The organism is Polaromonas sp. (genome assembly GCF_035638815.1).
Taxonomy (GTDB): domain Bacteria; phylum Pseudomonadota; class Gammaproteobacteria; order Burkholderiales; family Burkholderiaceae_C; genus Polaromonas.
Genome location: NZ_DASQZG010000015.1, coordinates 48789 through 62258, shown reverse-complemented (window position 1 = coordinate 62258; position 13470 = coordinate 48789). Strand labels below are relative to the sequence as shown.

Here is a 13470-nt window from a genome sequence, read left to right as displayed (position 1 = left end):
ACCCGATCCGGCTTCTATTGCCGGATCGCCTGTCTCAGGCGGCCACCGCGGGTTTTAGCTGAAGTGACTTGAATTCCAGAAACTCTTCAAATCCATAAACCCCAGCTTCGCGGCCGTTGCCCGATTGTTTGTACCCGCCAAACGGCGCGTTGGCATTAAACGGCCCGCCATTGATGTCCACCTGTCCGGTCCGCAGGCGGCGCGCCACCTTGATGGCGTGTTCATCGGTGGCGCTCCAGACGCCACCGCCCAGCCCGTAAATTGTGTTGTTGGCTATGGCCACGGCCTCATCTTCATCCTTGTAGGGAATGACGACCAGCACCGGGCCAAAAATTTCTTCCTGTGCCAATGTGTCGGTGGCCTTGATCCCCAAAACGGTCGGTTGCACGAAGTAGCCTTTGCCTAAGGGCGGCGCTTCTGCACCCCCCGCGATCACTTCAGCACCTTCGTCAATGCCGGTCCGGATGAAGCCAAGCACACGGTCGCGCTGATCGGCGCTGACGAGTGGGCCTAACCTGCTGGCCTCTTCCAGGCTGGGGCCGACGCTGAATTTTGCAATGGCCGCTTGAGCCAGTGTCTTGACCTGGTCATAGCGCCCTGCCGGTACCAACATGCGTGTGTGCGCCGAGCAAGTCTGCCCGCTGTTAAGCATGCAGGCGGAAATGGTGCCCTTCACGGCTGCTTCAAAATCAGCGTCCTCCAGAATAATGCTGGCAGACTTGCCGCCCAGTTCCAGCGCGACCCGCTTGACCGACTGGCTGGCCAACTCGCCCACCCGTTTGCCGGCCCGAGTGGAGCCGGTAAAACTCACCATGTCTACTTCCGGATGTGTGGCCAAGACCTCGCCCACCACCGGGCCCAGGCCGTTAACCAGATTAAAAACACCCGGTGGCAGACCCGCTTCGTGGATGATTTCAGCCAGGATCATGGCGTTGACTGGAGCGATCTCGCTGGGCTTGAGCACCACGGTGCAACCAGCCGCCAGGGCCGGCGCGATTTTCAGTGTGATCTGACTGAGTGGGAAATTCCAGGGGGTGATGCAACCGACCACGCCAATGGGTTCGCGAACCACAAGAGAGTTGCCCACTTTCTTCTCCCACTCGAAGTTGCGGGCTACCTTGGCGAAGTTTCCCCAGTGCCATGTCGGGCCGCCAACCTGCACGGCGCGCGCCATTTTCACGGGCATGCCGACTTCACGCGCAATGGCCAGTGTCATTTCGTCCGTACGCGCCTTCAGGCCCGCTGCAACTTTGTCCAGATAGGCTGCGCGCGTCTCAACGGGTAAATTGGACCAACTATCAAACGCTGCCCGCGCGGCCAGTACAGCGTTTTCGGCCTCTGCGGAAGTGCCAGCCGGTACGGTCGCCATTATTTCTTCAGTGCTGGAGTCGTGCACCGGCAATTCGTCTAGTGAGCTTGCAGCGACCCATTGGCCGTTGATGTAGTGGGACGGGTATTTGGTCATGGAGGGGGTATCTTTAATGAAAATTCAAAACTCTTTTCGGTTACTTCATCACAACTTTTGGTATTGGTACATTGTTGAAATAATCTTACGAAGAACAAACCAAAAGTATTACAGCGGCCAGAAATGTTAGAAACAACCTGACATTTGGTTACTAACACGTTGATTCATTTGTTGTTTTCCGTTAACCACGTCACGTATTGCATCTTGCGCGGGAGGGAGCTCTGCACTAATCTAGCAGATCGGGATGCTTCGCTGTAAACCATGAATTGAAAGCCTTCAGTCTTATGCGTTGGATGAAACCTAGTTTAAAAAGCAGTTTGCTTGGCTTGCTCAACGGCGGCGAAGTAACTCCTGCTGCCAAGCAAAACCGAACGGAAGGTATTCGCCAACTGATGCTGGACGAGCTGGGCGAATTTGGTGAAAAGCACTACCCAAAGATCGCGCTGCGGGTGCGCTACGCTCAGGACGCGCAAGGCCTGTGGTACGCCAGAGGTGATGTGATGGCTGTTATTTCTGCCAAGCAGGGCGAAACCATCGCGCGTCAAAAGGTCAGCAGCATCACCAAGATGTTTGATGGCCTGCTCCCCGGCAGTCTGGGTTCACGCCGCAGTTCGCTGACAGTCTAGGCCTTTACTGTCCGGCTTTCCTGCACTTACTCCCTCGCCCTCTTCCCGCCCCCTCAATCAATGGCTGTGGCCCCACAGTAAAAACGCATCACGGTCTTCAACGGCCAATGTGACCTGAGCCCCCACCGGCAACACCACTTTCGTCGCCACATGCCCAAACGGCAGGCCCGTCAGAATCGGCGCCTTGATTTGACTCTGGAGCCAGGCAACCACCGTTGCCAGTTTGTAGCCCTTGTCGTGAGGAACCAGCTTGTAGTTGGTGAATTGCCCCAAAACAATTGCTTTTTGCCGGGCAAGTACGCCGGCGTGCAATAGCTGCGTCAACATGCGCTCCAGCCGGTAAGGATGTTCATGCACATCCTCCAAAAACAAAATGCCGCCCTTTACCGCTGGAAAATAGGGCGTACCCACCAATGAGGACAGCACTGCCAGATTGCCGCCCCACAAAACGGCGTTCTTAACGGTTAAACCTGCCTCTACCCCAGCAACGCCGGCGCCATTAGCTCCTGTTTTCATAGCAACCTTGGGCAGACGCCAGCCCGTCCCCTCGCCCTGCCCTGTGATCAGGTCGTCAAAACAGGCTTCCATGATGTCATCGGGTTCGCCTTCGACGCCGAAGTCCTCGCCCACGGCTGGCCCAGCCCAACTGACAGCTCCGGTTTTGGCCAGCAAGGCGTTTTGCAGGGCCGTGAAATCGCTCAGGCCTACAAAACGGGTACCTTTGGCGGCTGCCTTGGCCAAGGCCTTGTAGTTGATGGCCGGAAGGATGCGCGTCAGCCCGTACCCGCCGCGCGAAATCAGGGCAAGGTCCGCACCGCTTGCTGCGGCTCGGTGGATCGCGGCCAAGCGCGTCTCGTCATCACCCGCAAAGCGCTGGTGGCTGCTCAGCGCGGCTTCATCCACTTCGACGCTGTAGCCCAATGCGTTGAGGCGCGAAACACCTCGTTTGAACGCCGTTTTGTCACGAACTGCGCTGGAGGGGGAGTAGATGTAGATATGTTTTTTCACGAGATGGAGTATCCCACTGCGCACTGGCTCCCCGGGGATGGGAAATTAACTCTTGAAAAAATGGACCGCCGCCTGTGCGATCTCTTCGCCATGCTCTTGCACAAAATGACCAGCCTCTGGCAACACCAAGGGCTCGGGGCAGCCGCGAATCATGGCTTGAAGCTTCCGCATCACGGTCGGCCCTAACACGGGGTCTTGCTCACCCACAGCCATCAGGGTCTGGCCTTGCCACTGCTCGCGCCAGAAATCTCGCGCTTGGCGAGACAGATCTGCGCCGGGTGAATCGTGAAACTCCGGCACCATGGCCGGGAATGCGCGCAGTGCAGCGCGATGGCCTTTGCCGGGAAACGGGGCGACATAGGCGGCACATTCTTCGGCGCTCATCTGCGAATTGCCGCGCGCAAAAAGGCGCGCAATGTCAAACTCCGGGTTCTTCGCGCACATCTCGCGCCAGGCAATGAACCCCGCCGACAGCGGTACGTCTCCCGTGGCGAGAGTGGTGTTCATGACAAGGAGACCCTTGTAGCGGTGGGGCTCAGCCATGGGCAGGGTCAGGCCTAGCAGGCCTCCCCAATCCTGCACGACAAGGACAACATTCTTCAAGTCGAGCCGTTCAACCAGTTCCCGCAGATGCTGCCTGTGAATGGTGAAGTTGTGGAAGCTGTCCTTTTTCGGCTTATCGCTTTTGCCGAATCCAATCAGGTCAGGCGCCACCACCCGATGACCCGCGGCTAAAAAGACGGGGATGATTTTTCGGTAGAGGTAGCTCCAGGCCGGGTTGCCGTGCAGGCACAAATAGGTGAGCCGCCCATCGTCCCCTTCGTCCAGATAGTGCATGCGCAGACCGTCAAGCGAAGGCAAATCGCTAATGTAGTTTGGCTGCCAGGGGTAGCCCGGCAATCCATCGAAGGCATGATCCGGTGTGCGCAGGGCATCGTCCCGCAAGGGATGGGCGGCCCGCGCCGCGTCACGCTGGTCGCCCCGCCGCTTCTGAAAAAAATCCTGAAGCACGGCCACGCATTCGCCAGCCAACACTCCGCCCTGCAGTTCGGTCTGATGGTTCAGGCTGCTGTTGGCAAACAGATTCACCACCGAGCCCGCGGCGCCTGTTTTGGGATCGGCGGCGCCGAACACCACCCGTTTGAGCCGCGCGTGCAGCATGGCCCCAGCGCACATGGCACAGGGCTCCAGTGTGACAAACAGTTCGCAATCGTCGAGCCTGTAATTACCCAAGGCCTGGGCCGCTGCGCGTAGCGCTTGTATCTCGGCGTGTGCGGTCGGGTCGTGCCCATCAATGGGAGCATTACGCCCGGTGGCAATCACCTGCCCGTGTCGCACCACCACGGCGCCAACCGGCACCTCTCCCGCAGCAGCAGCCTGCCCGGCTTGCGCCAGCGCCAGTTGCATCAAGTCAGCATCACTCATCACTGCTTCCGTTTTGATAGCAAACTGCCGCCGTCAATACTGGGCAAAACGCATATTTCATTCATATTTGCGGCGAAACGCGTTCTGCAACCAGTTTCATTTGTCTTCAGGCATGGGACGGGCCCGCTGCATCGTCGCGTCCAGCTGTTGGCGAACTTGCTGCTGGATTTGTTGGCTTTGCTGCTGCGGCGTCGTATCAGGTGCAGGAGGCGGCAGGATCATTGCTCCATCGGTCGATGCAGGTTTTACCGTCGTGGGTGACAGCTGTTTTTTCGCCAGTACGGCCACGATGGCAAGGACGATCATCAGGCTGGCAATGCTCAACATAGCGCGCATATCAGCTCTCCTTTGCAACGCCAGCGTTCATGCCAAGGCTATCCGTCCAGCCGGCCAACGCCGCCGATGAGACTGACACGGGCGTTGTGCGATCAACGCCGAGGCTTGGGCGCGGTTGCCTTTGAAGTGGGATGGAAGGTACATGGCGTGAGTATGCGACGAAATGGGCAGGAGGCATTGGTCGCTGTCCCTGGCCCGCGCTTGCACATTGCCCGTTGAGGGCAATCCACTCGCCAGTCACTACGCCGGTCGATCCCGCTGCGCGGGTCCCACCCCCTTAGCTCCGAGCCTTATTCCCACTCAATAGTAGCCGGCGGCTTGCTGCTCACGTCGTAGGTCACGCGGTTGATGCCGCGGACCTCGTTGATGATGCGGCTGGACACCTTTTTGAGCAGCGCATAGGGCAACTCAGCCCAGTCCGCTGTCATGAAGTCGCTGGTTTGTACCGCGCGCAGAGCTACGACGTAGTCGTAAGTGCGGCCGTCACCCATCACACCCACGCTTTTGACAGGCAGGAAGACGGTAAACGCCTGGCTGGTGAGGTCGTACCAGCTCTTGCCACTTTCAGCATCCTTGAAGTTGCGCAGCTCTTCGATGAAGATCGCATCGGCGCGCCGCAGCAGGTCGGCGTACTCTTTTTTGACTTCCCCAAGAATCCGAACGCCCAGGCCTGGTCCGGGAAATGGATGGCGGTAAACCATGTCGTGGGGCAAACCCAGCGCTACGCCAAGCTCGCGTACTTCGTCTTTGAACAGTTCGCGCAGCGGTTCAAGGAGCTTCAGGCCCAGTTGCTCTGGCAGGCCGCCCACGTTGTGGTGACTTTTGATCGTGACTGCTTTTTTGCTTTTGGCGCCGCCGGACTCGATCACGTCGGGGTAAATCGTGCCCTGAGCCAGCCACTTGGCGCCCTTGTGCCCGCCCGTGCCGGCCTTCAGGCGTGCTGCTTCAGCTTTAAACACTTCCACGAACTCACGGCCGATGATCTTGCGTTTGGCTTCGGGCTCGTTCACGCCTGCAAGGTGCCCGAGAAACTGGTCGGCCGCATCCACCCGGATGACTTTGGCATGCAGCTTGCCGACAAACATGTCCATCACCATGTCGCCTTCGTTCAGACGCAGCAGGCCGTGGTCAACGAAAACGCAGGTCAGCTGATCGCCAATGGCGCGATGAATCAGCGCCGCGGCTACCGATGAATCGACGCCACCCGACAGTCCGAGGATGACTTCCTCGTCGCCCACTTGCTGGCGAATTTTTTCGACAGCTTCGCTGATGTAGTCGCCCATGACCCAATCCGGGCGGGTGCCGCAGATGCCCAGCACAAAGCGCTGGAGGATGGCATTTCCCTGCTTGGTGTGGGTAACCTCGGGGTGGAATTGCACCGCATAGAAGCGGCGATCTTCATCGGCCATGCCGGCGATCGGGCATGAATCGGTGGAAGCCATGAGCTTGAAGCCTGGCGGCATTTCGGTGACCTTGTCGCCGTGGCTCATCCAGACATCGAGCATGCCAGCCCCTTCAGGCGTGGTGTAGTCAGCGATGTCTTTCAGCAGCGCGGTGTGGCCGCGTGCGCGCACGTCGGCCGAGCCAAACTCGCGCTTGTGGTGGCCTTCGACCTTGCCGCCCAGCTGGTGCGCCATGGCCTGCATGCCGTAACAGATGCCGAGCACCGGAAGCCCGAGCTCGAACACGGCTTGCGGCGCCTTGTCGGTGGTTTCTTCGTAGATGCTGGCGTGGCTGCCGGACAGGATAACGCCCTTGAGCGTGCCGTCCTTGGCGTACTCGCGAACCCATTCGTCGGTGACGTCGCAAGGGTGGACTTCGCAAAACACATGGGCATCGCGAACGCGACGGGCGATCAGCTGGGTTACCTGGGAGCCGAAATCGAGAATGAGGATTTTTTGGTGTTGCATGAATACTGGATTTGACAACTTCATTAAATTTCTGCGTGAAAGACAAGCGCGGCCAGCAACGAGAGCGCCACGAACATCTTCAACACGATAAATAAAACTTCATACCCCGCAGGGAGCAGACTCGCTCGCTGACCCACTACGCGGAACCGCAGGCGAGTGGCCAGACGCTCTGAAAGTTGGTTCAAGGCTGCCAAATCATTTTCGTCGCCTATGCGGGAGAATTTATGCAACGTTATAAGCGGGCCCTTGGCGGGATGCGTGATTTCAATTTTTTGCTCATACAAATGGACCCCAAGAAGATCAGAGCCCTGAAGTTGAACTTGGCCATTTTGTGCAATGGGGATGAACGTCTGATTTTGAAAGTTGACCAGCCACCCCGGCGGTTTTCGAGCCCGCCGCCAAAACCAAAAAAGAAAAAATGCAGGCAGCAACAAAAGCTTGACCAGTTCGTTGAGGACGGGCAATCCTTGCCCGTGATCGTTGGAAAACCAGTCCAGAACATCCGCTTTCATGGCGTTGGCCGACGAATAATCTTCCAGCGGAATAAACAATTCCGGGGATTCTCGTGCTTCCCGCAAGAGAACATGTTGGTATGCGCGCGTCAAGAAAAACATGCAGCCCCTTTTGCAACGACGGTCCTCGCCTCGATCACAAGCTCATTCAATCTGCGCGGTAGTTCGGGGCTTCTTTGGTGATCTGAACGTCGTGCACGTGGCTTTCGCGAATGCCTGCTGCCGTGATCTCGACAAACTCGGCCTTGCCCTGCATGTCTTCAATCGTCGCGCATCCACAGTAGCCCATGCTGGCGCGCAATCCGCCTGCCATCTGGAAAACAATGCCGACCATCGAGCCCTTGTAGGGCACTCGGCCTTCGATACCTTCGGGGACCAGTTTGTCGGCATTCGGGTTGCCGGTGGTCGCTTCCTGAAAATAACGGTCGGCGCTGCCTTGCTGCATCGCGCCAATACTGCCCATGCCGCGGTAGCTTTTGTAACTACGGCCCTGAAACAAAATCACTTCACCCGGCGCCTCTTCCGTGCCAGCAAACATGCCGCCCATCATGACGGTGCCGGCGCCAGCTGCAATGGCTTTGGCGATGTCGCCGCTGTAGCGGATACCGCCGTCGGCAATCAGAGGTACGCCAGTGCCGCGCAACGCGGTCGCCACGCTGTCGATGGCCATGATCTGCGGCACACCGACCCCAGCCACGATGCGAGTGGTGCAAATGCTGCCAGGGCCGATGCCAACCTTGACCGCGTCGGCGCCCGCCTCGGCCAGGGCCAAAGCGGCTGCACCGGTGGCGATGTTGCCGCCAATCACATCGACTTGTGGATAGTTCTCCTTGACCCAGCGCACGCGCTCGATCACGCCTTTGCTGTGGCCGTGAGCAGTGTCCACCACGATGGCATCAACACCGGCCTTGACCAATGCCTCAACCCGCTCTTCAGTGCCCTCACCGACCCCCACAGCAGCCCCCACACGAAGTTGGCCACGCGCATCGCGCGCCGCAAATGGGAAGGTGGTTTGCTTGGTGATGTCCTTGACGGTGATCAGGCCCTTGAGCTCAAAATCGTCATTGACAAGTAGCACCCGCTCTAGCCGGTGCTTGTTCAACAAGGCCTTGGCGTCGGCCAGCGAAGCTGTTTCGGAAATGGTGATCAGGCGCTCGCGCGGCGTCATGATGGTGCTGACCGGCACGTCCATGCGGGACTCAAAACGCATGTCTCGCCCCGTGACGATACCGACGACCTTGCCGCCATCAATGACCGGAAAGCCGGAGATCCCGAGCTGCTCGCTCAGGGCCATGACCTGGCGCACGGTGTGTGTGGGCGTGATGACAACCGGGTCGCGAAGAACACCGCTTTCGTAACGTTTGACCTTGGCTACCTCGGCGGCTTGCTGCTGCGGTGTCAGGTTCTTGTGAACGATGCCGATGCCGCCCTCCTGGGCAATGGCGATCGCCAGTCTGGCCTCGGTCACCGTGTCCATGGCGGCCGATACCAAGGGGAGATTCAGGCGGATGTTTCTTGAGAACTGGGTGGAAAGCGAGGTGTCCTTGGGCAGGACCTGGGAGAACGCTGGCACCAACAATACGTCGTCGAAGGTGAGCGCTTTGCCGAGTAGGCGCATAGGGATGGCTCCAAAAACACGATTGTACCCGCGCCGGTCGGTACAAACCCTAGCGCTGAAACAAGGCTTGCCGCGTTACAAAAAAGGCGGCTGATACAGGCGCTTGGCATCTCTACCGGGGGCGCTCGACGCTACACTCAGTTATGAATCTGAAAACCGCTTCCAAACTCCTTGTCCTGACACTCGCCGGGTTGACGTTTGCCCTGAGCGCAGCGGCCCAGTGGCAGTGGATTGGCAAGGATGGCCGCAGGGTCTTCAGCGACCGGCCGCCGAGCTCGGACATTCCACAAAGAGATATTTTGAAACAGCCGGGCGGTCGTCCGGTCGCGGCGGCCGTAGCTGTGGAGGCTGCGGTAGCTGCCGCCCTGCCCGCTTCTGCTGCTTCGGCAGCCAAAGTGAACGCGCCAAGAATCTCCGGTAAAGACGCAGACTTGCAAGCCAAAAAGAAGAAGCTGGAGGAGGAGGAAGCGGCTAAAAAGAAGGCCGATGAGGAAAAGGCCGCCCAAAGCAGAGCGGAAAATTGCGAGCGAGTCAAAAAGAATTTGGTGACATTGCAGGGGGGGACTCGCATGTCGACCACCAATGCTAAGGGTGAACGGGAGCCGATGGATGACGCCACTCGAGCCGCCGAGATCAAGCGCGCCGAAGCTATTCGGGACACTGAATGCAAAGTCAACTAGGTAAGAACGTTAAAGAAATTCTCAGTATCCCGCTTTGGCGCCCACTCGTTTAGCCGCAAACAGCCCGGACTTCTTCACACCCTGCTTGGTAAAGCGCTCGCGCCGCGCGATTTTCGGGTCGACCCTGAGCGGACGGTAAATTTCGAGGCGGTCCTGATCACGCAGCAAGTGGCGCAAATTTGTCTTTCGGCCCCAGATTCCGGCAGACAAGCGGCCGGCGGAAAGCTCAGGAAATTCTTCCAGGATTCCACTGCTCTGGATAGCCTGCTCCACTGTGCTCCCAGCAGGAAGTGTCTGGTGCCACTCCCGTACCTGGCGCGGAGCAGGCGAATACACCAGCAAAACATGCAGTTCGGTACTCATGCAGGCTCGCCGTAGACCTGCCCTGCCCTTTTTACAAACGCATCGACCAGACTGCCTGCGATTTTGTCGAACACGGGGCCTACGAGGGCGGCAAGCGCCGCGTTGTCAAAGTCGTAACGCAGGCTGAAATTGACCTTGCAGGCGCGCTCTGTGCCGTCACCGAGGGGGGTGAAGTCCCAATGGCCGTCGAGTTTTGAAAAGGGTCCGTCCACAAGCTTGAGCGAGACCTTCCGGTCCACGACGTGCGTGTTTTCAGTGGTAAAGCTCTGGTGGATCCCCGCAATGGCCATGCCAACCTTGGCGGTCATGCCTGCGGCGGTCTCATTGATGACTTCAGCCTCATCGCACCAAGGCAAAAATTGCGGATAACTTGCAACGTCGGTGACCAGGGCAAACATTTCGGCTGCGCTGTACCAGATAAGAACGGACTTGTTAACGGTTTTCATACAATCATGGGCTGCGCATCGATTGTATTAGCCGGTGCCGCCCCTACCTCTATTCATGGCCACCAAAGAAGCATCCTCCAAAAAACCAGCCGCCGCGTCATCCGGAAAACCCGCTGGCAAGCCCGCCGGCAACCTCACCCCCAAGGCCGCTGCCGCGGCGGTGCGTATTGCCGACAACAAAAAAGCCACGTTCAACTATCACATTGAGGAGCGTTTCGAGGCCGGCATGGTTCTGGAAGGTTGGGAGGTCAAATCGCTGCGCGAAGGCAAGGTCCAGCTGACCGACGGCTATGTTGTCATTCGAAATGGCGAGCTCTTCATCATCGGGTGCCAGATCAATCCGCTGGGCACCGCCTCCACGCACGTCAGGCCGGACTCGATACGAACGAAAAAACTCCTGATGCACAAAGAGGAGATCCGCCGCCTGATTGGCAAGATCGAGCAAAAGGGCTACACGCTGGTGCCGCTGAACCTGCACTGGAAAGCCGGTAAGGTGAAATGCGAAGTGGGTCTGGCCAAGGGCAAGGGCGAACACGATAAACGCGACACCATCAAGGACCGGGAAGGCAAGCGTGAGGTTGAGCGTGCAATGAAAAGCCGCAGCCGCTAAGAGCGCGGCCATTACCTCTGAGGGAATGGCCGGCATTCCATGCGCGGCGGACACTCGCGCTCAGGAGTTCGCCATGCAGAAAATTGTCTCGCTTTTACTTGTCGTGGTCGCGATCATTCATCTGATTCCGCTAACCGGTGCGCTGGGGCCGCAACGCCTGCAAGCCTTGTACGGCCTGACTTTCGACGAGCCCAATATCCTGATACTGATGCAACACCGCGCCGTGTTGTTTGGTCTGCTGGGAGGGTTTCTGTTGTGGGCTGCGTTCAGACCCGCCCTGGTCACGCTGGCGCTGATTGCAGGCTTTGTCAGTGTGCTGTCGTTTTTGGGGTTTGCGCTACTAGCGCCAAGCCACAACGCCTTGATCGGCCGTGTGGTCGTTGCAGACTGGGCGGCCCTGGCTTGCCTGGTTGTGGCGGCAGCACTGCACTTGCGGGGGCTGCGTTAGCCCAAGTCGGCCAGCGGGTGATCCGCAGCCGTCCACGGACTGTTGAAGAAGGCCTGGACCATTTGCGGCTTGACCTCGTCAATCTTCGCTGGCTGCCATTTGGGTGAGTAGTCTTTATCGACCGCCAGTGCGCGTATGCCTTCAACGGTTTCGCTTGCCGCGCCCGGCCGCAAATGAAAGCAGTGATGAACCATGTCGCGCTCCATGCGCAGATCGTCTGCCAGGCTCATACCTCGTGCGCGACGGATCTGCTCCAGTGTGACGTGCAGCATCAGGGGTGAGCGTTTGCGAAGGACGACTGCTGTTTTTTGCGCCCACTCGTCTTCCTTGGCGGTTTCAAGCGCGTCTACGATGTGTTTCACGCGTGTCAGTGAAAAATAGGCATCAAATCGGCTCTCTGCCCTTTCAGTACGGGCGGAAGGCGCTATCAAATCAGTAGCAATCCATCGCTCCGCAGCAGCGACGTCAGCAAACTCCTGATCACCCAGTTTTTGCCACAAGGCCGCCAAGCCGGCTGCAGGCACGTGGACATCTGCCAGCCCATAAGACAGCGCTTCTTCTGAGCCGATAACGGCCCCTGTTAATGCCAGATACTCGCCCGTGCTGCCGGGACAGCGGCTCAGGAAGTATCCGCCTCCAACATCGGGAAAGAGTCCGATGTTGGTCTCAGGCATGGCCATTTTGGTGTGCTCGGTGACGATACGGACCTTCGCTCCCTGGCTCAGCCCCATGCCGCCGCCCATGACCACACCGTCCATGAAGGCGATGTAGGGCTTGGGAAAGTTGTGAATCAGATGATTGAGTCGGTATTCCTCGGTAAAAAATGCGTCGAGTTCCGGATTGCCCGCCAACGCGGCCTCGTGGAAAAAACGGATGTCACCACCTGCGCAAAACCCGCCGAACAGGGCTTCCGGCGTTCCGGGCCGGCCGACTTTGTTTGTGCCCCGAATGGCCACGGCGACAACGGAGGCGTCATCGCGCCATGCCGTCAGCGCGCTGGTCAGTTCCCTGACCATGGCCAGCGACAGCGCATTGAGCGCCTTGGGACGATTCAGGGTGATCATTCCAACCCGACCGCGAACTTCGGTCAGCACATCGCCGGTGGTTTTAAGGGTGTAGTGGTTCATGCGCGTTGTCTCCATCCGAGGATTTCATTGATTACCAGCGCCCCGATGACGAGGACGCCACCGGTCAACACGCTTGGCGCAGGCACTTCACCAGCGCCTACCCACGCCAACAGAATTCCGAAAATAATCTCCAGCAGAGCCAGCAGCGATATCTCGGGTGCTTTGAGCACACGGGCACAAATCACTGACAGCACACACGGGATGGCTAGTTGCACCAAGCCCAGCAAGGCCAGCAGACCGATGTCGTGTGGCGTTGCGGCAAAGGGGAACGCCAGCGGCAAAGTGACCAGCGATGAGATCGCGGCACCGACGAGAACAGCCGGTACGAGGTCGATTTTTTCGCCATGCGCCTGACTGCGTTGCACCACCGTCCAGTTCACAGCGGCGGCAATAGGCACCAGCAGCGCGACCAGCGTGCCCGCAAACTGTTCGAAACCTCCGCCAAGATCCACCTGACTGCCATGCATCCACGCGATACCCACGCCTGCCATCGCGATGGCAAACCAGGTGCGAGGCGCAATGCGGTGCCCGATAAATACGCGGGCAATCAGCGCCGTGAGAAAAGGCCCCAGCGCCATGGTGACCAGCACATTTGCCACGCTGGTCATCGTTAGCGCCAGCATGAAAGCTGTGAACATGACGCTCCAGCACACGCCAGACAGCCACAGAAAACGACCAGCATGCCGAATTTTTGAGAACACCTGCCGACCCTGAAACGCCGGAAGAATGACCAGCAGCGACAGCATCGTGAAAAAGCTGCGCCAGAAGGTCACTTCAAAGCTCTTTGCAGACTCCAGATGGCGCGTCACCACGCCAGCGATTGACCACATCAGCGTGATCGCGATCATGAGCAGTACGGCGCGGCTGTGGGTTAGCTTCATTTCTTGTTCCGAACG

At 58.5% G+C, this 13470-nt stretch carries 15 protein-coding genes; 4 read left to right on the top strand and 11 right to left on the bottom strand.

The annotated features are described in order from the left end of the window. Window positions 1-34 precede the first annotated feature (34 nt). Window positions 35-1465, bottom strand: coding sequence for an aldehyde dehydrogenase family protein (locus VE934_RS10025; protein ID WP_324886974.1), 1431 nt, complete (start codon window positions 1463-1465; stop codon window positions 35-37). Between the two features lie 293 nt (window positions 1466-1758). Here VE934_RS10025 and VE934_RS10020 point away from each other — a divergent pair, with 293 nt between their 5' ends. Further along, window positions 1759-2091, top strand: a complete 333-nt coding sequence (locus VE934_RS10020) for a hypothetical protein (RefSeq protein WP_324886972.1) — start codon at window positions 1759-1761, stop codon at window positions 2089-2091. A gap of 57 nt (window positions 2092-2148) precedes the next feature. On the opposite strand, the gene VE934_RS10015 is transcribed toward VE934_RS10020, so the two are convergent. From VE934_RS10015 to guaB, 6 genes are all read right to left on the bottom strand, one after another. Then, window positions 2149-3099, bottom strand: a complete 951-nt coding sequence (locus VE934_RS10015; RefSeq protein WP_324886970.1) for an LD-carboxypeptidase — start codon at window positions 3097-3099, stop codon at window positions 2149-2151. Between the two features lie 45 nt (window positions 3100-3144). Then, entirely contained in the window at window positions 3145-4524 is a 1380-nt protein-coding gene (gene tadA, locus VE934_RS10010; protein WP_324886968.1) for a tRNA adenosine(34) deaminase TadA, read from the bottom strand. A gap of 96 nt (window positions 4525-4620) precedes the next feature. Then, window positions 4621-4851, bottom strand: coding sequence for a hypothetical protein (locus VE934_RS10005; protein ID WP_324886966.1), 231 nt, complete (start codon window positions 4849-4851; stop codon window positions 4621-4623). 299 nt (window positions 4852-5150) lie between these two features. After that, window positions 5151-6770, bottom strand: coding sequence for a glutamine-hydrolyzing GMP synthase (gene guaA / locus VE934_RS10000; RefSeq protein WP_324886964.1), 1620 nt, complete (start codon window positions 6768-6770; stop codon window positions 5151-5153). A 23-nt stretch (window positions 6771-6793) separates the two neighbouring features. After that, window positions 6794-7384: a hypothetical protein gene (locus VE934_RS09995; protein ID WP_324886962.1), complete on the bottom strand. Its 591-nt coding sequence runs from the start codon at window positions 7382-7384 to the stop codon at window positions 6794-6796. A gap of 46 nt (window positions 7385-7430) precedes the next feature. After that, window positions 7431-8900 carry an IMP dehydrogenase gene (gene guaB, locus VE934_RS09990; protein ID WP_324886960.1) on the bottom strand — a complete coding sequence of 490 codons (1470 nt, stop codon included), beginning with the start codon at window positions 8898-8900 and terminating at the stop codon, window positions 7431-7433. A 143-nt stretch (window positions 8901-9043) separates the two neighbouring features. On the opposite strand from guaB, the gene VE934_RS09985 reads away from it, so the two are divergent. Continuing rightward, window positions 9044-9580 carry a DUF4124 domain-containing protein gene (locus tag VE934_RS09985; RefSeq protein WP_324886958.1) on the top strand — a complete coding sequence of 179 codons (537 nt, stop codon included), beginning with the start codon at window positions 9044-9046 and terminating at the stop codon, window positions 9578-9580. Window positions 9581-9601: 21 nt separating this feature from the next. Here the strand turns inward: VE934_RS09985 and VE934_RS09980 are convergent, their stop codons facing one another. Together VE934_RS09980 and VE934_RS09975 are read right to left on the bottom strand one after the other, a co-directional pair. Beyond that, window positions 9602-9943, bottom strand: a complete 342-nt coding sequence (locus VE934_RS09980; protein WP_324886956.1) for an RnfH family protein — start codon at window positions 9941-9943, stop codon at window positions 9602-9604. Next, complete coding sequence (locus VE934_RS09975; RefSeq protein WP_324886954.1) at window positions 9940-10389, bottom strand: type II toxin-antitoxin system RatA family toxin; 450 nt, start codon at window positions 10387-10389, stop codon at window positions 9940-9942. The genes VE934_RS09980 and VE934_RS09975 overlap by 4 nt, the downstream gene beginning before the upstream one ends. Window positions 10390-10444: 55 nt before the next feature. Here VE934_RS09975 and smpB point away from each other — a divergent pair, with 55 nt between their 5' ends. Beyond that, entirely contained in the window at window positions 10445-10999 is a 555-nt protein-coding gene (smpB, locus tag VE934_RS09970) for an SsrA-binding protein SmpB (RefSeq protein ID WP_324886952.1), read from the top strand. A gap of 73 nt (window positions 11000-11072) precedes the next feature. Continuing rightward, window positions 11073-11447 (top strand): phosphopantetheine adenylyltransferase, encoded by a 375-nt coding sequence (locus tag VE934_RS09965; protein WP_324886950.1) that lies wholly within the window; start codon window positions 11073-11075, stop codon window positions 11445-11447. Here the strand turns inward: VE934_RS09965 and VE934_RS09960 are convergent. Next, the gene (locus VE934_RS09960) at window positions 11444-12574 is read right to left on the bottom strand and encodes an enoyl-CoA hydratase/isomerase family protein (protein ID WP_324886948.1); all 1131 of its coding nucleotides are present in this window, start codon (window positions 12572-12574) and stop codon (window positions 11444-11446) included. The two genes, VE934_RS09965 and VE934_RS09960, sit on opposite strands and share 4 nt — an antisense overlap. Further along, a complete protein-coding gene (locus VE934_RS09955; RefSeq protein WP_324886946.1) occupies window positions 12571-13455 on the bottom strand; it encodes a DMT family transporter in 885 nt (294 codons plus the stop codon). The genes VE934_RS09960 and VE934_RS09955 overlap by 4 nt, the downstream gene beginning before the upstream one ends. Between the last annotated feature and the right edge of the window lie 15 nt (window positions 13456-13470).